Source organism: Aeribacillus composti (assembly GCF_007827555.1).
GTDB lineage: Bacteria > Bacillota > Bacilli > Bacillales > Aeribacillaceae > Aeribacillus > Aeribacillus composti.
In genome coordinates this window covers 1-20521 of the sequence record NZ_VISS01000043.1, presented here as the reverse complement: position 1 = coordinate 20521, position 20521 = coordinate 1, and the positions used below count along the sequence as shown (strand labels likewise).

Here is a 20521-nt window from a genome sequence, read left to right as displayed (position 1 = left end):
TTACGGATGAAATTCAAAAAAATGGTTCGCTAACCTATGACTTACATCTATTTTCAGCGAACCAAAAAAATTCCCACAAAGTCTTGACTGACTCATCTTGTTTTTTTGACTAGTGCATCGACAAGCTCTGTTGTAAACTGATTCATAGGGAGATCTCTTTTCTGTGAATTTTTTGCGATAACTCAATTCTATCAAGAAAAGGTCTTCCTTTTTTATCATTCTATTCATTTACACAAAATATTTCATACTCCCAAAAACTTTTTTAAATCATACTCCCTTTAAATATTGTAAGTTAATATTTGTTTTTTAGTTCTTTATAGGCTTTTAATTGTTGCTCCATCATTTCAACAGAATCGTGTTGAATGGCATTTGGATCCTTCTGAAGAAGTCCTTTAAAGTAGCGTTCATATTCTTTAAAGAAAGCTGTAAGAAAATCTTCAAACTCACCTTGAAAGGCGATTTCTGTTGTATTGTCGTATTCACTGTAGGCTTTAATAATAAGCAATTTACCAGTTTTGTTTAAAGTATATTCCATTGCATTTTCATAGGTTTCAAATCCATTAGAAAAAGATGTATGGTTTTCTTTTAATTCCAAAAGAATTTTCCCCATACCTAAAAGCAAGGCGTCATGGAAAGTGGAATTACAAAGTTCTTTTTTTTCCCCATTTTGCTGCACAAAAATAGATAAACGACAGGCTAAATAGTCATCTATATTAAAAGGTTGTCCAATCATTTCATCATATAATTCAACAAAAAAAGATATTTTCATTATAATAACTCCCTCTTTAAATGTTGAGATATCAACGGTTTAACCCGTTTATACCTTATTAAAAAAATATTTTTACTGATATATATTTTAGTATTTTACATTACTTTATTGATTTACAGTTTGAGGATACGCTTCTGCTTGGCAATATCGCTGCCAATTACTAACGTGTTTTCAAGAACTTGATTAATTTTATGGTTTGTACTAAAATTCATATGATAGAGTCCTCTGTATGATGATGGGTCAATGAGCGTTGACACTCATGCATCATACTAGAGGGCTTTTATTTTTTCAAGACCCCGAAAATCCTTCTAACAGGATTGCTCCTTATTATTTAACTTTTATCACACTTTTTCCGGACAACGGGTACGCAGTGACAATCATACCATCTTTATCAACAATGACTTTCATTTTATTTATACCATACTTATTTAGGTTATATTCATAAGATTTATAACCATTAGCTGCTTGACCTTTATAAGTACCTTTTTGTAAAGATTCCATAATAATATTTTTAATTTGAGATTCAGATAAGTTTTTGGGGAATAATGTATCGCCCTTTTTAGCACCTTTGCCCAAAATATGTCCATTCTTTATATGTTTCCATCCTTTGCTAGCATTACCTTCAAATAGAACGCCTCGACTATTGTGCTTTAGAATTTTTCCCATGTTACTGGCAACTTTAATAGATTTTTTCGCAAGACCTTTAATTGCTAAACGAACAACTTGAGAACCTATAATATATGCAACATAAGGAACCGCTGAGGCAGATACAACTGAAGAATCATAAATTGTGATTTCACCAGTTTCTTTATCAATAAACTCTATAATAAAATTTTCATCATCTATAACATTAATATTTAAATCATACTCTTTTTCAATTAAATCCCCATTTTCTTCATATGTAATGTTATACTGGGCAGTATTCTCTTCAGGTTGTATTTCTAAAGTAGTATCCACATCATAGTTATATGTTGAAACTTTACTTTCTATAATAATCCTATCATTCTGAACATTTAAGTTAGAAACTTCTAGTTCAGTATCCTCAGCAGTATTAAACTCTTCTTCAAGTTCTTGGACAATTTCTTCTGTTTCGTCTGCTGCATAGTTAAAAACTTCTTGAATGTTACTTTCTACAGATACAGGAACTTCATTTTCAGAGGTAGCAGCATATACATTACTTGCAGTTGGTCCAATACTTAAAAAACTTAAAGTAAAACATAATGAGATAATCAATAGTTTTTTCATTCTAATCCCCTTTTTTTAATGTTAATAATCCATTTCCGTATTCTGATTGTTTGCCCAAAGGTTTTGCGTAGTCTTTTAAATGCTTGAAATAAGAAGTTCGATCTATTTTTTGCTCGCTTAAGAGTTGTGCAATAATTCCCGTTGCATAAGCTGTTGCATATGATGTTCCATCAAGACTTTTATCTCTCATTTTATTAATTTTTACAGCTTGTACGTTTATACCAGGAGTAACATAGTCAACTTTATTTTTTGCAGCCGTTGGATCTCGTTTTAAGTTTTTGTCAATCCCGAAAATTTACCTTTAAAAATAATTAGGACAACGTCGTAATTATTTTTAAAAGGCCACCAAGCGATAGCGCGGTAGCTGCGAAAAAAATTTATAAATTTTTGTGTCTACTTTATTGACCTAATATCAATCGGTCGTTAAGCATGAAGGGTTGTCCCTATGACAACGCAGTAGCTGAAGCAACCTTTAAAATTATCAAAACAGAATTTGTTAAAGGTAAATATTTTGAAAATTTAGACCGATTAAAACTGGAATTAGATGATTATGTTCATTGGTTTCATCATGTTAGAATACATGGAACACTTGGGTATTTAAGCCCGGTGGAGTACAAAGAGAAACACCTCAAAAAAATTGTCTAGTTTAGTGTTGACATACCAATACAAAAAAAGTTGACAATTATACATGTAAATGGTAAAACTATACTTGATAGGCAAACATTTTATTTACTACATCAAGATGCCGCTCATTAAGCAGGGCATTTTTTTTTCGCGCACCATTGATAATGATTATCATTATTGAAACACAATCATAATCAATGGTGTTTTTTTACGTCATATATTGAGAATGATTATCGTTACCATTAAATGCCCTGGCATATAAAAACATAAAGGAGGGAGGAGTAAGTAAACGCAATTGATTTAATAAGTAATGGCAGGGTTTATGAGAATGGATGTAATACCAAGAAATGAAGGAGAATGGTAGAGAATGATTCAAACTAATCTAAGCTATAAAAGAACTGTTGCGATGTTCATAAGTGTATTATTGCTATCCATAGCGATTGCTGTATCTGTATCTGCCGCAACATTAAATTATCAGTTTTTAGATTCTAATGGGAATTATTCTAGTCACGCGAGTTCGTTTATTGTTGGTGATGCCGTTATCGATGGTAATTCTGCAACTATTACATTGAAGGATGCTAGTTATATTGGTGATTTATTAGTATGGGATGGCAGTGATTATGTTTCCGCCAATCGGACAGTTGATGCGGATGGAAATGTTCAATTTACTTTTGACGTCTATGATTTCGATGTAAATTTAGCTGTTCAATTATATGTAAACGCTGGTCCGCATAGTGGATATATTCCTCTATTTATTCAATGGCTTTGATATTTTCAGAATATTTGGAGAGTGGCGGGGTTTTTCCATTCACTCTCCATTGGAAAAATTTTGTGATTAGGGAGAGATCAGCTTGAAGAGGAAAAGTAGGTTATTATGGATAGGTATTGCAATATTCCTGTTGACTTTATCACCTATCCTTCCAATATTTCATAATGTTCATGCGGAAGGGGCAGGATTAGTAAATGGAACATATGAAGGAGTTGATTATCGTTATTTAAAAGATGGAACTGCGGAAACATCAGCAGCTCATGGTTATTTGTATGTTGCTAATTCAGGAAGATTGATTATAGAAGATGATACGATAATATTTGAGCATGAAATTACAGCAGTAAACAAAGATTATTTACCTTATATTGGTTATCGACTGCCAGGTAAGCCAAAGGCTGTTATTTCAGGTGATAACATATCTGGTATGGATGGGTATCAGCAAGTTCAGCCAGAACGAAAAGATAATGGGAATTATGTGATTCGTTATAAAATGGAGGATGTAACAAAAGCTTTAGATATTTTAATGCATGTGCATATGGAAAATGTCCCTGGTATGCCTGGTGGCATATATGATAATTGGTACAATGTTCAATTACAATTAGATACAAGTACTCTACCGATTGATGTTGAAACGGATAAATCTGAATTGGAAAAAGTGCTTGAGGAGGCAAGACACCTCTTTAATACAGTGCATCCTAGAGGGACTTTGATTCCATATGTTTATTCTGAAGGAGAACATGGCTATGCTGTCCCCGAAATTCAAAGAAGGCTTGCCAACGCTGAAAACGTTTATAATAATCCAAATGCTACACAAACAGAGGTTGATGCAGCAATAGAAAGTCTAAAATTTGCAATGGATTCTGTAAAGAGGGATCAATTCTTTAAGATAGAGCCTTTAAGATTTAGAGTTTTAAACTCTATTGGTGATGATGCAGAACTGTCCGAGCATGCAGGTGATTTCGGCGAAGAAACAACAGCAGTATTAAAGCAATTTGGAACATATCAAACTGTTGCTAATATTCCTGTTCATTTACCAAAAGAAACTTTACAAATTTATAAAGCCGCAGATACTGCAAATGGCGGTTTTTCAAGTGCTATGTCTAAAGTGTATTTTGTAGAAGCGAAAAATGATACTAATATTTATCAAATAAACATTAGGCACAAGGATGCTGGAGACGATGTTTGGAAAGGCATTTCTTATGTGAAATATAATACGGATGGTGTGGAAAAAGAAGTATATTTAAACTTTAATGTCAATATCCAAGAAGACTTAAAAGATTTCGTTGAACTTGCAAAGAAAATCGATCCAAGTAAATTGGAAGCTGATGGGGAGCATGTGAATACTTTTCAAACGTCACTTAATGAAGCTGAGAAGGTTAGTAACAAATTAGCCGCAACAAGAGTGGAAATTTTATCTGCTACGCAAGCATTGAAAGAAGCAGTAACAAATATTCTAAAAACGAAACACTATGATGCAGGCACATATGTTCTCAGTTTAGCAGATTTTGGAGCGGATTTTGCGAATTTTGTTGAAAAAAGCCATTTAATTGTTGATGAAAATGGTCAATTAAGCTTACAAATCATTCCGAAAGCTAATGTCGAAGTTAGCTTACAAAATCAAGAAACGGGTGAGGAAATAGCAGCTGATTCTTCACATATTTTTAAAGATATTGATCCATCCATACCGTATACTATAGAGATTTCAAATAATGGGGAAACTGCTGCTTACTCTGTATATTTTGCGCTTATTACAGCCGAATTGTTAGCAGAGCCTGAACAGCCGGGAGAAGACCCTGAGCAACCAGCAGAACCTGAACAGCCGGGAGGAAATCCCGAGCAACCAGCAGAGCCTGAACAGCCGGGAGAAAATCCTGAGCAACCAGCAGAGCCTGAACAGCCGGGAGAAAATCCTGAGCAACCAGCAGAGCCTGAACAGCCGGGAGAAAATCCTGAGCAACCAGCAGAACCTGAACAGCCGGGAGAAGATCCTGAGCAACCAGCAGAACCTGAACAGCCGGGAGAAGATCCTGAGCAACCAGCAGAGCCTGAACAGCCGGGAGAAAATCCTGAACAACCAGCAGAACCTGAACAGCCGGGAGAAAATCCTGAACAACCAGCAGAGCCTGAACAGCCGGGAGAAAATCCTGAGCAACCAGCAGAGCCTGAACAGCCGGGAGAAGATCCTGAGCAACCAGCAGAACCTGAACAGCCGGAAGAAAAAATCGGACAACCAACAAAATCTGAACAGTTAGCAGAAGAAAAGAAGGAACTAGAAGGTAAAAAATTGCCAAATACAGCTACCAATCAATTTAATTTCCTACTGATTGGCATTATTTTACTTGGAATGGGGAGTATATGTTTTGCTGTTGTAAGAAAAAAATATAACTAAAAAGAGAATGCCAAGTGAAGATCCAAAAAATTGATAGCCTCTCCTTGCAGTGGTCTAGTCCCAAAAAGTAGAAATGAAGAAAAATCCCGGAAGTAATTATCTTATTTAGAGGTAATTACTTCCTTTTTTCTTGCCAATATAGGCGCAAGGGTATTAGATGTTATACGGTATTAACTGTTGTAAGCATACTTTTCCGCGTTTGCATCAAAGAACAGGTCCTTAGGGTTATCAAAATTTCAAAAAAAGACAGCATTTTTAACTACAATCGGCATCCTCCTAACAAAAAATCCTCAATTATGAAAGCGCAATATAAACAATTTCCATTACCTAGATTTTTTTACAAAAAATAAGTTATATGCACCATAAAATGTAACATAAAAACCACAAATAACCAATTTTAGAATTCCGAATTACTGGTTAAATGGAATTGTATGCCATCAATTGTTTTTAGAAAAAATCATAGGTTCGAGATAATTTTGGGCAAAAAGTACTGTGTGAAATTTGACATCTTTCATCGGGCGTTTGACTGTTTTTCCAACTATTGATAAATACATTTATAGGAAAATATTTATTAAGCATTCGATATTATTTAAAGAAACGAATGCCACAAAACTATTTTGAAGGAGATGGATATTTTGGCAGGACAAATTCGAATGACCCCAGAGGAGCTAAAAGCGAAGGCTCAGCGTTATGGGCAAGCTGGTTTGCAAATTGAGCAAATTTTAAGAGATTTAACAAATTTACAAAATGAACTTCGTGCTGAGTGGGAAGGCCGTGCTTTCCAAGGATTTGATGATCAATTTAATCAACTAAAACCGAAGGTGCAAAACTTTGCCCAGCTTATGCATGATATTAATACGCAATTGAATAGAACAGCGGAAGCAGTAGCTCAACATGATGAGCAGCTATCACGCAATTTTGGGCTTCAATAATCAATCCGCGTTGACTTCATGTCTAATACCAGGCTTAGATGGTTGGACGACTTCCGTGTTGTCAAAAAAGCCACGCGACGATGTTGTGTGGCTTTTTTTCTTAATACATAAATATTTTCGGAATGGATGTGCAAGGAAAAATGAGGCGTTGGCAAGAAGGCAGTGCCTTTGAGGATGTTTGTCATGTTTGGTTTTCATCCCAACATATCTGTATGTCATTCACATAAAAGGGGGTGAATGGAATGAAGAAATTTGTGCTCAATTCTTTCTTGTTTCTTGGACTGGTGCTCATGCTTTCCTCAGGAAGTTCCTACTTAGCATTAAACCAAGTATCGAAAAGTACAAATGATGATGAGCAAAAAATGACTGTTGCTTTAGTAAATGAAGATCAAGGCGGCACCTTTAATGGCAAAAAATACGCATTTGGCAATGAATTTGTGAAAAGTATTGAAAAAGATAATGAACATGATTGGTATATTGTCAGCCGTGGTGTTGCTGAAAGCGGCTTTAAAAACAATTTGTACAACATGATTATTATCATTCCAAATGATTTTACAGAAAAAGCACTATCAATGAATGATAAAAATCCGGAGAAAATCACTTTAAACTATAAGATTAATGCATCGGGCAACAGCAGCATGAAAGCCCGGGCGGAAAAAACGGCTAGTTCAATTTTAGAGGATTTTAATCGTCGAATTATTGATGTTTACTTCGCTAGTGTAATAGGAAACTTACAAAAGGCCCAAGACAATGTTGCTGAACTTGTCAGGAAGGAACGGAATCATACCAATATATATAATCATGATATTCATCAACCATTATCTGGTTTCACTAATCAGTTTGCGACAGTAAAGGATCAAACAAAGGTATCAACCGATGCTTTCAAAGGTCTGGAGGATATCTTGCAAAATTACCAGAGCTCCTTTGTTGAAGGGGCAAAAGCAACAAATGCTTATCAAACAAATTTTTTAGATTTCCAACAAATGAAGAATGCTCATGAAACTTTGGCAAAAGGTTTTGCAGATCAGCTAACAGCATTCGACAGCAGTCTAAACGCTGCAGACGTTCAGCAAAATATTAACCGACTGGTTGAAACCAATCAAGCAATTTATAATCAGTTCCATTTCAATTCCATGGAGGACCAAAATATTTTCTTGAAGTCTGAAGCGCTGAAGATGTCGTTAAAATCAACATTGGAAACAATAGACAGCTATGAGCAAGAATTAACGAAAAAGCTAGAAAATGAAACAGAGGAAAATATTGCGAAAAAACTGGCAAAACAAATGAAAGATGGTGTCGGAAACAGTTACGTTTCGTTAAATCAAATATTTGATACTCCCGATAAAATTGTCCAAAAAACGATTAAAAGCCAAATTGATAAACTTCAAACGTTAAAACGGGAAGAAATTGATGATTTAAACATCGATGAGTCGGTGAAGAGCGATATCAAAATGGTTATCAAGGTGACAAACCAATTTAATCGGGAATTTCAATATCAGCCACAACCATCCAACGGTACGGGGCTTCCTTTAGCAAATTTAATAAACAAAGTGAAAAAGGATTTAACGGAATCAGGCATCATTTTGTCGGACAATGCAGCTATTCTAGGCGGAAATATTGAGAGTCAAAATATAAATGCGGCAGTTCCTGAACTTTTTCGTATTCATGAAGTGACATTGACTCTTCCTAATGGGCAAACAAATGTTTTTAAAGTGGATGGAGATCAGAACAACGTTACATTTGATCTTCCTGTCACTGAAAAAGGAAATATTACAGTCAACATAAAAATAAGCTTGAAGGACGAAAATGCGAAAATTGATTTATTTCAGCCTGTTGCATGGGAATGGAAGATTATTCAAAAGCATAAAAATACAGAGGCGCCAGAGCTGTCTGATCCATCTGATCCATTGCCGCCAGAAGAGCAACAGCCTGATCCTGAAGCTCTAAATATGAATGAAAACAGTAATTCCGAATCGACACAGGACGATTCAAATGATGAGAATACAAATGAACCTCCTGTTGAAAGAGAAGATATTAACAATGTTATCTATCATAAAGTAATGTCTCAGCTGATAAGTGATCCGGCTAATACTTTCATGAAAAGCCTTAATGAAAGTATCAGAGATTATCAAAAAACAGCGATGTTATATGAATTATATTTTGGGAAAAGTATTTCCGATTTAGCCAATGGATTGGAACAACGTAGCTTGGGGGATATGGCTGCAGAGGATTCTCTTTATTACCTGTTCCATAAACAAGATATTGTAGAAGCCATATCCGACTATATGGCCGGGAAAATAACTGAGGATGTCAGAGCTGAAACGGAAGACCTTAAAAATAAGATAGCAGGTTATAAGCAGCTAGTTCAGAAAACTCAAAATCATTCTGACGAAATGGCTTTATTAGTCCAACAAGCGACGATACAAGCAGAAGAATTGAATCATCGCATTACCAATACATTACAGCGGTTGGAAGCATGGCGGGAAGCCAGTTTGAAGCTGCAAAACGCAAATAGTGAGATACAAGCCGGTCAAAATAAAGAACAAAGCGCTGTTCTGTCCTTAGACGATCAACTTCAAACATTGCTGGCTACAAGCCAATCCTTGGCAGATCAATCTGAAAATGTATTGATTTCAACAGACAGCGTCTATAAAACTTTTGATGCGATTGATAAACAGGCTGACAATATTGTAAACAGCGGCGACACATTAGTGAAAAAGGCTCAAAAGCTTTCAAATGATTTGACCAATAAGCTGCTGAAGGATCAAGAGTTTGCTGATAACTTTGGACAAGTGTTAGCCAACAGCCGTATAGGCGACCGTCCAAATGAAAACTTGTTGAATTTTCTATCAAATCCGGTGCAGACAAAAAACAGCGAAGTGAAAGTAGTTAAAGATACTTTTATCCCTTATTATTTGGTGTTAATCTGTTTTATTTTGGCTTTATTTTCTGCATACGTCATTGCAACGTCTGAAAGAAAAAGATTGATAAAGGATGATTTCTCAGAAAACAGAACATTGGTTTGGAAAAATACTCCGATCACATGGGTGACAGCAGGAATTGGCGTTATCGAAGGAATCATCATCGGTTTGCTGTCAGGTTCTTTTATCGATATTCCACAAGAAAAATATTTTCAATGGATTGGCCTGATCTCCCTGATTATGTTCACCATGGTGCTGGCAGGAGCTTATTTGCTAAGACAGCTTAAAATGATCGGGATGTTTTTACTTCTTGGCATGTTAAGCCTTTATGTATTGTTGACAGAAACTCTTGGGCTGAATTTCGACAAACAGTCTTTAGCATCTACATTGCAAGAATTGTCGCCACTGCAATATATTGAGAAGCTGCTATTAGGTTTTGTTGACGATACAAAGTACGATCCATTGATCATCACCATATTAGTGGGGACAGCATTTTTAAGTCTTGTCGGACATTTATTTGTGATAAATGGGTTTACACAAAGTAAGGAGGCAAGGGATGAAGCAGCTAATCCGAATTAGTATTTTAGTTGCTGCAGCTATAGGCGTCCAGCCTTTGCTTTCTGCACATTCGTTGGCAGATGAACATTTGGATCACAGTGGGAAGCTTGATTTACAAGTAGACCGTATCAGCGATGACATAAAATCACAAGAATCCCAAAGTGAGAGTGAAACTGAACTGGAAAAAATCGCGCCCGGTTTGTTTAAAAAACAAACTCGGGCTGCGGTCCAGAAAAAACAAAAAGAGCTGGATCATGCAGTGAATCATCTAAAAGAAGAAATTTTTGCCGATTCGGTGGCGAGCGATGCAAAAACAAGCTTTTACGATGCGAAAAAGACATTATTTTCACAACATTTTTTTACGCAGCATTCTTCTCCCGCTAGCCAAAGCACTGCGGATCATGCAGAGAAAAAGGAAAGGGTAAATCAGATAGCCATTGGATTTCTGAGCGGATTTGCTGTTATGTTGGTCGGCGGAATTTTGGCTCTTATAAGAAAAATAATGGAGTAAAGGGGAGATCAGGAATGCCCGTTGAAACGCATATCAATGTGACCGTTGATTTTAGTAAATGGGGGAAAGGTCGATATGATGTGAGGATACCGGCACATCAGCCGATAAAACAGCTGCTGTCGAACTTGAATGAATCTTTAAGGCTCGAACTCCCTAATTATTCCCTTTTTGCGGTAAAAATCCCGACTAAAGAACTTTTACTGGCGGATGACGACCAGATTAGCGAGTTCCCAGTGGCGAATGGAGATATTTTACTTGTTTTATAGAACAAGAACCATGCTTTTTATCATAGCCTGTGTAACGTTGAAAAGGAGTCAGAAATCATGAAGGAAAAAACAATTAAAATGGATTCCGTGTCTTATCATTTTTTTATTGAAAACAATCAATGGAAATTAGAACTGGCAAAATCGCAGACCCGCGTGAAAGATATTCGTGAATTGGCTCTGATGAAGGAGAATACAGACCAGTTTGTTCCGGTAGAAGTGGAGGACGGGGAAGAGGTTCTCACTTTCCAATTTCAAGTTGATTCCAATATGAACCATTGGGAAACCATTCAAAGCTTGGGGCGAAGTGACAAGTTGCGATTGCTGTGCAATCTGGCCCGTTTCAGAAAAATTTTAGATACGCGAATTACGTTCTTCCTGCATCCACATAATCTCATATTTGACGATAATCTTATACCTTTTTTGGTTTACAGAGGCATTCGACAGGTGCTACCCCCCTATGAGATCAACGACGAAACCTTCCTGCTGCAATATAAATGCTTGAGTATCGCCCTATTTTCAAAAAAATATAATTTCGATGAACTATATGCAGGTTCATGGAAAAATGCAAAAGATACCGAGTTTGAACGTCAAATCAGTGAAATTGATCATTTTGATGACTTTGTTGAATTTTTACACAATCAGTATAGCAAGGAAAAGCGCGAAACAGAGAAAAATATGCAAATCGTTCCAAAAAAAAGATTTCAGCTATTTAAACGTTTATCCATTGCCATGATCGCAGCTGCAGTCATTTTGGCTGTTCCTGTTGTATACTTCGGCTTTTTCAAGCTGCCGTTTCAGCAGCACCTTTTGGAAGCGCATAGGGCTTTTTTATCCAAGGATTATTCAGAAGTCATTTCAGATCTCGAAAGTGTCAATCCTGAAAAATTGCCAGATTCGGGAAAATATATATTGGCCTATTCATATGTTAAATCCGAAAATCTGGGCGATGAAGAAAAAGACACCATTATGAATAATATTAGCTTAAAAAGCGATCCTAACTACTTATTGTATTGGATTTACAATGGCCGCGGAGATTTGGATAAATCACTTGATTTAGCGATGTATCTCGATGATCCGGTGTTAATCATGTACGGCTATATTAAAAAAATTGAGAAGGCAAAAAATGATCCAAACTTAAGTGGAACCGAACGGCAAAACCAGGTGCAACAATATGAAGAGAAGTTAAAATCGTATGGAGAAAAATATGGTCTGGAATCTTTGTTTGTGACGGATCCGGAGAAAGCCAATCCAACTGAAGAAACGGGTGGATCCGCGCCGGCAGCTGCAGAACAACAAGTAACCGATCAAGCAAAGGGGACACAGACAGATCGAACGGAGAAAAAGGTTCCTGATCAAAACCAAACAGAAGAAACGAAATGAGGGGATCTTGCCTGCATTTATGAGCGGCTATCATTTTAATAGTTCAGCTGATTTTTAGTTTTAAAGAATTAAACGTTACGCTTCATGTACCCCAATCATTTCGCTTACTGGAAAAAAAGGCATGCGTCTTTCTTAATTGCATGTAGAGAGGGAGAAAGAGATGGCACAACGATTATTACTGGTGAGTTATGATAAACAATTGCATAAATGCCATTTACATGACCATGAACCGAAAAGAGTATCAATCGGCAGCCAATGGTCTGACACTATTACCTTTCGCGGTTTATCCGACACCATTTGGGTGGATTGGGATGGTGAAACATGCAAGGTTGAAAATAAATCATTGATAAATGGTGCCATTTCATTACAGATAAACAATATTCCGCTGGAAATATACCTTACGGAGCATAATGATTGGCACTACTATGATATTTCCAATAAATTGAACATTACCTTTGGCAAAAATACGTATGATGATGTGCAGATTCCCAATACTGCTATTGATTTCGTATTGTTCCGTGATCAATTGGGAGACTCTTTTCAAATGGCTGTCTATCAGGGCACTGTCTATCATAACTATACATTTGTGGATGGAGAAGAAGTGAAGATTGAAGCGGGGGATGAGCTTTTTTTTGCCGGTGTAATGGTCAGAGTGACCAAAGATCGTTTGGAGATATTGGCCTCCGAACCCTATATATCTAAATTGGTGCCATTATATAGTGCACAAAGCAAGTATAACGCGGATTATCCTGATTATCACCGTTCACCGCGCATTATTTACCGTGTTCCGGAAGATAAACGGAAAATTGCTAAACCATCCAGTAAGCCAAGCAAACCGAGTGAACAACTTGCCCGTGTCATTGTTCCGCCGCTAGTCATGATTGCAGCCTTCGTACTCGTTTCCTTTTTTCAGCGAAGCGGCATTTATTTAATTGTGATGCTGTCTATGACGATTGTCACAGTTATTTTTTCCATCACCTCTTATGTGAAAAGCTTGCGGCAATATCGATTGGATATGAAAGAACGGGAGGAGAGCTACCGGGATTATTTGAAGCAAAAAACACATGAATTGTATCAAGCAAGTGAAGAACAGCGCCATGCCTTAAACTATCACTACCCAAGTGTGGAGCAAATCCGTGATATGGCCTTAAGGGTGGACTCGCGGATTTACGAAAAGACGAGGTTTCACCATGACTTTTTAATGTATCGCGTTGGAACAGGGACAGTGGATGCCAGCTTTGACATCGAATTCAGCATGGAAGAATTTACACAGGATAAAGATGAACTGGTCGAGGAGGCGCGCAGCCTTCGATCACAATTTTTAAAATTGCATGATGTTCCGATTGTAACGTCCTTGTTAAATGGGCCAGTGGGATATATCGGTCAGCGCCGTCTTGTGTTGGAACAGCTGCAAATGCTCGTCATGCAAACAGCCTTATTTCACAGTTATCACGATGTTCAATTTGTGACGATATTCCCGGAGGAAGAAAAGCAACAATGGGCTTGGATGCGCTGGCTGCCGCATGCCAGTTTGCGTGATTTAAATATTAGAGGTTTTATATACCACGAGCGATCTCGCGACCAGGTTCTCAATTCGCTCTATCAAATTTTAAAAGAAAGAAAATTAACAATTGATGAGAAAGCGAACAAAAATGAGAATATCTATTTTTCACCGCATTTTGTCATTTTTATTACAGATGAAAAGCTGATTTTAGACCATACGATCATGGAGTTTTTTAATGAAGATCCAATCGAACTTGGTGTTTCGCTCGTGTTTGTGGAAGACGTCATGCAGTCATTGCCTGAGCATGTAAAAACGGTGATTGATATACGCGATGCCCACTATGGCAACATCATTATCGAAAACGGCGAATTGGTAAACAAACGGTTTGTTCCAGATCACTTCCCGGACGGTTTTAACAAAGAAGACATTTCCCGTGCTTTGGCTCCTTTAAACCACCTGCAAAACTTGAAAAATTCCATTCCGGAAAGCGTGACTTTCCTTGAAATGTACGGCGTGGAAAAGGTTGAGGAGCTCGGGATTGAAGAACGCTGGGCACGAAACGAAACATATAAAAGCCTGGCAGTACCGATCGGACTGCGGGGAAAAGAGGATATTGTCCAGTTGAACCTCCATGAAAAAGCGCACGGACCGCACGGGCTGATCGCCGGGACGACGGGTTCGGGGAAATCTGAAATCATTCAATCTTATATTCTCTCGCTTGCCGTTAATTTCCATCCGCATGAAGTTGCATTTTTGCTGATCGACTATAAAGGCGGCGGGATGGCGAATCTGTTCCGGAAGCTGCCGCACCTGCTCGGCACCATCACAAACCTTGACGGTGTCCAGTCGATGCGCGCGCTTGCCTCGATCAAAGCCGAACTAAAGAAGCGCCAGCGCTTGTTTGGAGAGCATAACGTCAACCATATCAACCAATACCAGAAGTTATATAAAACGGGCGAAGCGAAAGAGCCGATGCCGCATTTATTCCTGATCTCAGACGAATTTGCCGAACTGAAAGCGGAGCAGCCGGATTTCATGAAAGAACTTGTCTCGACCGCCCGCATCGGTCGTTCGCTCGGCATCCATCTGATATTGGCAACGCAAAAACCGAGCGGGGTTGTCGACGATCAAATTTGGTCCAACTCGAAATTTAAACTGGCACTCAAAGTCCAAAACACAAGCGACTCGATGGAAATTTTAAAAACACCGGACGCCGCTGAAATCACCTTGCCGGGACGCGCCTACCTGCAAGTCGGCAACAATGAAATTTACGAACTATTTCAAAGCGCATGGAGCGGCGCAAATTATGTTCCGGATCAGGAGGACCAAGACCTTTTGGACACGACGATTTACGCGATTAACGAGCTTGGCCAATATGAGCCGATTTCTCAGGATTTAAGCGGCCTTTCCAACCGCAAAGAAATAGTAAAAGTCCCGACTGAACTCGAAGCTGTCGTCGACTGGATCAACGCCTACGCTGAAAAAATCGGTGTGGAAGAATTGCCAAGACCGTGGCTGCCGCCGTTAGAAGAGCAGATCTATTTAACGGAGCTGCATCAAGTAGAATATACAGAAGCTTGGTATCAAGAGAAGCAAGGGCTTGAAGCGACCATCGGCCTTTTAGATTTGCCGGAAATGCAAGAGCAAAAGCCATTAACCTTGAATTTGGAGAAGGATGGACATTTAGCTGTTTATTCCAGCCCAGGCTATGGGAAATCAACCTTTTTGCAGACTTTGGCAGTGGATATTGCCAGACAGTATAACCCCGAAAGAGTTCATATGTATTTAATCGATTTAGGAACTAACGGTTTGTTGCCATTGAAAGATTTGCCCCATGTCGCCGACACCATTATGGCAGATGATGAAGTGAAAATGGCTAAGCTTATTCGCCGCTTACGAAATGAGATGAAGGAGCGCAAGCAGAAATTAAGTAAATACGGAGTTGCCAACATTCGCATGTACGAAAAGGCAATCGGCGAAAACGTTCCGGCGATTCTACTCATAATCGATACGTATGATTCCGTTTTAGACTCTTCTTATAAGGATGATTTTGAGAATATGGTCGCGCAAGTTGCAAGGGAAGGCGTCAGCGTCGGTATACATCTTGCCATCAGCGCAGGAAGGCAAAGCGCGTTAAGAGCGCCTCTCCTCGCCAATATTAAACATCAGATTGCCTTGTTTATGATAGATGCTACAGAAGTTCGCAATATTGTAGGGAGAACGGATTTATCGATTGAGGAAATACCAGGCCGCGGCCTAATCAAATTGGATCAGCCAACTGCTTTTCAAACAGCTTTGCCTGTAAAAGGCGAAGATACGCTGCAAATCATTGAGGGAATCCAAACGGAGAGCAAAGGTATGCGTGAAGCGTGGAAAGGCAAAACGCCGGCTCCAATTCCAATGGTTCCAGAAGTGGTTGAATTTTCTGTATTCATTAAACATCCGAAGGCAAAAGATATGTTGGCGTCAGGAGGCATTCCATTTGCGGTGGATTTTGAAGAAGTAGAGCCTGTAGCACTACAGGTTGTTGAAGACCAAAATACATTAATTTTAGGAGAAATGGCTGATGCAGTGGAACAAACGTATTTAACTCTTCTATCCAGCATTTCGCTCAATGAGCATATTGATGTCGGTTTGTTGGATAATGCTGCAGCAGCATTCCAATTGTATCAAAACCATGTCAATTTGTATGCGGATAATGGAGCTTCGATGGATTTGTTAGTAGCCAAAATTCAAGAACTATACGAGGCAAGGGAAGACGCATTTCGCCAAATCCAGTTGGAAACAAACGGGCGAGCGACCATACGCGATTTTAAGAACCAAATCCGTCCGCTCGTTGTTTTAATCACCGATGCCTCCTTTGTCGTTGAAACGATGTCGGCACTGTCGCAGTCAACGCTTGCAAAGCTGATGGAAACGGGAGCAAGACTTGGAATCTATTTCATTATTGGCGGAATCCCGGGAAGAATTGAAAGAATGTATGATGACATTTCCACTATGATCAAAAAACAAAAAACGGGTGTGTTGATTGGCAGGGTTGCCGACCAAAATATTTTGGAAGTGATGAATCGGCCGTATAAGGAAAAGAACCTGCCGCCTTACGAAGCTTATTATATCCGATATGGAAAAGCGGTAAAAATTAAAATCGCCGCGCCATATCGTACAAAGGAGGAAGTGAGCGAACATGTTTGATTGGTTCAAAACGGCGACGGAGAAAAAAAGAGATGATTACCATAAGCTTTACGAAAAACTTCATGATGCACTTTCGGATTATGATCAAAATGTTTCGGAAGCAGAAGGAATCTACGAAAGCTATGTAGGAAAAGCAGCTCATTTATCCAGCTCAGACATTCCATCAAACGACTTTGAACCTAAGCGGCAAGAACTCAATCAGAAGCTGAATAAATATTTCCAACTGGAAAAGCAGAAAAGAAGCTCTCTTGTGTCCGCCAAAAATAAGGCATACGAAAGATACATTTACTATAAAAACTTAGCCATTAAAGAAGCGAGGGAGAGAGCGGAAAGAGAGGAAAGAGAACGGAAAGAAAGGATGGAGCGGTTATATGGGAAGCGTTAAAATCAACGGTGCCAAAGTAAATGAAGCGAAAGAAACGGCAAAAGCGCTTGAAGAGTCGATTAGAAACACGAAGAACACATGCAGCCAATTAATTTCCTATATTCACTCGGCGGGGTGGAGTGGAAAATCACGAGACGCATTTCTTACCTATCTCGAGATTATACACAAATATCATCAAGAGATGGAAAAGGCTGCAGCGAAACAGACAAAAGCCCTGAATAATTTGGAAAGTTATTTCCATGACTTTTTGAACGATCCATCAGTTAAAGAAGTGAGAAACTTATGAACGCTGCTCGCGATGCTTTTAACGTACCGGAATTATATTTGTTGGCTGCGGCTTTTGGATGCAATACGATATTCGGCCTCCCGGATAAACAAATTTACCAATTAAAGGGAGAAGAAGTTTTTAAAGAAGCTCACGAACGCTTAAAAGAAAAACAAATATTAGATTCTGCCGGCAAAATCACAGAGGCGGGGGCCTTGGTCATTCAAGCACTGGAACATTATGCTCAAAGTGAAAAATATGTGCGAATTAATAATTTAATGTTTGCTTTCTTCGAGAAAACAAATGACAAGCTGATCGTTTTGGTGGAACTAGAAAATAACTTATACCAATTAAGGATCATGGCCAAAGCTTTTGTTCTCAAATTGCTAAGCGAACAGTTTCCGTTAATGTCAAGAGAACCGGCGCCGCTTGAAAAAACTTTTTTAAAGCGTGAACTAACCCATGAAGAAAGGCGAGAAGTAGAAAGTTTTGAACCGGAAAAAATGTTTATGAATCTTGAATTCTTTCATATGACTGAACGGCCGATGGAGCCTGACAATCCGAAATTCTATCAGCAGTGGATGATTTTTACGAAAGATCAAAATCTGATTATGGTGGATATCCCACAAAAGAAATACTACCATGCAAGCCAATATTGGTTTCTGAAACTGCTCTTTGACGAATTGGAATTTCCTTATAAGGAGGCAAAAGCGCATGGCTAACGCGAATATGGGCGGAGGAGGATCCGGCACCATTGATGTCAATCCGGATGAAATCACGACTGTTTTTAATTATTTGAACAGAATTCTTTCGGAATTAGAGGAAACGGCAATTCCCAATATAAAAAAACTAAGCAGCCTTGATTACTATACGGCGGGCAAAGCGATGAAAGCGATGGCTGTATACGATGAAGCGAATGAAAAGATCATGGATTTGTACGATCATTACAGTCGTGCAGCAACGTTAGTAATGGACATTTTATTAACCATGATGGAAGTGGACCAACAAATTGCGGAACAGATTATAGCAAAATTGGAGGTATAATCGGATGGATGTCAAATATATACCTTCCGAATGGGAAAGGACCAAGAAAGGCATTGGCGATCTGATCGGCCTTGGCGCATGGGGCAAAGGCGTGATCGACAATTTGAAAGATATCAGTGATCTTTTGGAAGACGCCCAATCAGACATCGCCAAATATGACAGCGACGGTGTCATCTCTTTCACCCACACGGACCGCAAAAGCCAATATCAACAATTATATGAAGATTATCTCGTCCTGCACCGCTTTAGCGGCCGTGTCGGAGATATTGTCGACCGTACCATCGATGAGCCGTTTTATCAAGATATCGATGCTTTTGTTGAAGCGATGCGCAACTTATCGATATCAGAGATCAAGACGAAAAACCACATCGGTGTTAAAGAAATAATCGTCGTTCCAGGAACTTATGGCACACAAGAGACGATCGAAGTGCCAAAAGCCGAGGTCGGACTAGAAGATCTGTTCAGCGGCAGCAACTACTATGCCAGGCTGATGGAACGGGAATACGCCTCATGGAAAGAACTGAATCCCCACCAGGACTTTTCGGAAAAAGAATACATAAAGAAGGCATTGAATTCCTACGCCTTTCAGTATGAATCGATCAAAGACGGGCAAATGAACAAAGAATTCTGGGGGCAAATAGCGGCGCTCGTCGTGATTGTCGGCGTCTCATTTATTTGTCCGCCAGCAGGGATGGCATTGGGCATGGCCTATGGTACACTGGAATTAAGCTCGGCCGTTTCCGGAAAAGACTGGATTTCAGGGAGGGAACTGGAAACAGGCGAAAGAGTATTCCGTGGTGTCCTCGCTCCATTGGATATCGTCCCTGGCGTCAGCGCGCTTTCTAGATTCAGCAGCGCCGCCCGCTTTTCACCTCTAAGAGAAGCAAGTGATCTTCAATTATTAACGGGGTTAAAAACGGGCTTCCAGCAAAAATCACTACGTGCCTGCGACATGGTTGTCCATGCTGAAAAAGACATCGTTGCCCGCATTCGAAATGCGAAAGCATGGGCGAAGGAAATGCCTCAGCATTTGAAAACCGGCGCAGCAAACGGTGCGTTGCAAGTCGGCCGATTCGTAGACAACGCCATAACAAATCTGAAAAATGCGATCCCTGACCGGCAAATGGGATTCGCCATGGAAGGGGTTGGGGATGTTAAGGTTCCGGCGGAAAATACGCATGCGGTGGAGAATAAAATCCGGGCATACTTGAGTAAGGTCGATGGGGTGAATGTTGGGGGGAATAAAGTTAACAACGATGGCTTCGAATATAACATTAAGGATATGGGAACAGGCGAAAGTACTATAGATCCTAAATTAGAAAAATATGTTTGTGAATCATTTGAAGGTATAGGGAAAGAGGCACAAGATAATTTCAATAAATATCTCAGAGATAATGTTTGGTGTGATGAAACGTTATCTAATGCTGAAAAGATTGAAATTATGAAAGCTAACTTTAATAAGTTAACACCGGAACAAAAAATAAATTTTAATGTTTTAAATGATGTTAGAGTGATAAAAAATGCTGATTATTCTAATTGGGGAGAATGGCCAGATATTGACTGGCCAAGTTTTCCAGGTTTGAATAAAGATACTGCAATTGGTGTATTTAATAAAGAAACTGGAGAAATATTAATTCCAAGTGAATTAGATAGAATTGGAAGTCCTTTTGGTAACAATTTAGGTGTGGTAGAAAATGGTTATCATAGTACACAAAGTGAACGTTCTATTTGTTATATTGAAAATGAGTATGCGAGGAACACCTATTA

16 protein-coding genes and 1 pseudogene are annotated in these 20521 nt (G+C 38.8%); 14 read left to right on the top strand and 3 right to left on the bottom strand.

Annotation, left to right across the window (positions count from 1 at the left end; genetic code table 11):
• Positions 1-292: 292 nt before the first annotated feature.
• From FB379_RS17120 to FB379_RS18860, 3 genes are all read right to left on the bottom strand, one after another.
• Positions 293-769: a hypothetical protein gene (locus FB379_RS17120; RefSeq protein ID WP_066247761.1), complete on the bottom strand. Its 477-nt coding sequence runs from the start codon at positions 767-769 to the stop codon at positions 293-295.
• Between the two features lie 327 nt (positions 770-1096).
• Positions 1097-2014, bottom strand: coding sequence for an SAR2788 family putative toxin (locus FB379_RS17115; RefSeq protein WP_094244484.1), 918 nt, complete (start codon positions 2012-2014; stop codon positions 1097-1099).
• Between the two features lies 1 nt (position 2015).
• Positions 2016-2300 (bottom strand): S8 family serine peptidase, encoded by a 285-nt coding sequence (locus FB379_RS18860; RefSeq protein WP_327847653.1) that lies wholly within the window; start codon positions 2298-2300, stop codon positions 2016-2018.
• Between the two features lie 122 nt (positions 2301-2422).
• Here FB379_RS18860 and FB379_RS17105 point away from each other — a divergent pair.
• The 14 genes and pseudogenes from FB379_RS17105 to FB379_RS17040 form a co-directional block, all read left to right on the top strand.
• A pseudogene (locus FB379_RS17105) lies at positions 2423-2659 on the top strand (IS3 family transposase); the annotation flags it as partial.
• A 346-nt stretch (positions 2660-3005) separates the two neighbouring features.
• Positions 3006-3407 carry a hypothetical protein gene (locus FB379_RS17100; RefSeq protein WP_066247764.1) on the top strand — a complete coding sequence of 134 codons (402 nt, stop codon included), beginning with the start codon at positions 3006-3008 and terminating at the stop codon, positions 3405-3407.
• 82 nt (positions 3408-3489) lie between these two features.
• Positions 3490-5796, top strand: coding sequence for an NEAT domain-containing protein (locus FB379_RS17095; protein WP_144598495.1), 2307 nt, complete (start codon positions 3490-3492; stop codon positions 5794-5796).
• Positions 5797-6431: 635 nt separating this feature from the next.
• Positions 6432-6728 (top strand): WXG100 family type VII secretion target, encoded by a 297-nt coding sequence (locus tag FB379_RS17090; RefSeq protein WP_066249497.1) that lies wholly within the window; start codon positions 6432-6434, stop codon positions 6726-6728.
• Positions 6729-6970: 242 nt separating this feature from the next.
• On the top strand, positions 6971-10228 hold the full coding sequence (gene esaA / locus FB379_RS17085; RefSeq protein ID WP_144598494.1) for a type VII secretion protein EsaA: 3258 nt from the start codon (positions 6971-6973) through the stop codon (positions 10226-10228).
• A complete protein-coding gene (gene essA / locus FB379_RS17080) occupies positions 10206-10718 on the top strand; it encodes a type VII secretion protein EssA (protein WP_066249501.1) in 513 nt (170 codons plus the stop codon). Before esaA ends, essA begins: the two co-directional genes overlap by 23 nt.
• A 14-nt stretch (positions 10719-10732) precedes the next feature.
• Positions 10733-10984, top strand: coding sequence for an EsaB/YukD family protein (locus tag FB379_RS17075; RefSeq protein ID WP_066249503.1), 252 nt, complete (start codon positions 10733-10735; stop codon positions 10982-10984).
• Positions 10985-11041: 57 nt separating this feature from the next.
• Positions 11042-12364 carry a type VII secretion protein EssB gene (gene essB, locus FB379_RS17070; protein WP_144598493.1) on the top strand — a complete coding sequence of 441 codons (1323 nt, stop codon included), beginning with the start codon at positions 11042-11044 and terminating at the stop codon, positions 12362-12364.
• A gap of 160 nt (positions 12365-12524) precedes the next feature.
• Positions 12525-17060 carry a type VII secretion protein EssC gene (essC, locus tag FB379_RS17065; RefSeq protein ID WP_144598492.1) on the top strand — a complete coding sequence of 1512 codons (4536 nt, stop codon included), beginning with the start codon at positions 12525-12527 and terminating at the stop codon, positions 17058-17060.
• The gene (locus FB379_RS17060; RefSeq protein ID WP_094244497.1) at positions 17053-17445 is read left to right on the top strand and encodes a hypothetical protein; all 393 of its coding nucleotides are present in this window, start codon (positions 17053-17055) and stop codon (positions 17443-17445) included. Before essC ends, FB379_RS17060 begins: the two co-directional genes overlap by 8 nt.
• Positions 17432-17731: a WXG100 family type VII secretion target gene (locus tag FB379_RS17055; protein WP_066249517.1), complete on the top strand. Its 300-nt coding sequence runs from the start codon at positions 17432-17434 to the stop codon at positions 17729-17731. Before FB379_RS17060 ends, FB379_RS17055 begins: the two co-directional genes overlap by 14 nt.
• Positions 17728-18432 carry a DUF5081 family protein gene (locus FB379_RS17050; protein WP_094244498.1) on the top strand — a complete coding sequence of 235 codons (705 nt, stop codon included), beginning with the start codon at positions 17728-17730 and terminating at the stop codon, positions 18430-18432. Before FB379_RS17055 ends, FB379_RS17050 begins: the two co-directional genes overlap by 4 nt.
• Entirely contained in the window at positions 18425-18754 is a 330-nt protein-coding gene (locus FB379_RS17045; RefSeq protein WP_066249523.1) for a hypothetical protein, read from the top strand. Before FB379_RS17050 ends, FB379_RS17045 begins: the two co-directional genes overlap by 8 nt.
• Positions 18755-18758: 4 nt before the next feature.
• Positions 18759-20521: hypothetical protein (locus FB379_RS17040; RefSeq protein ID WP_144598491.1), on the top strand; the 1763-nt coding region annotated here is incomplete at its 3' end.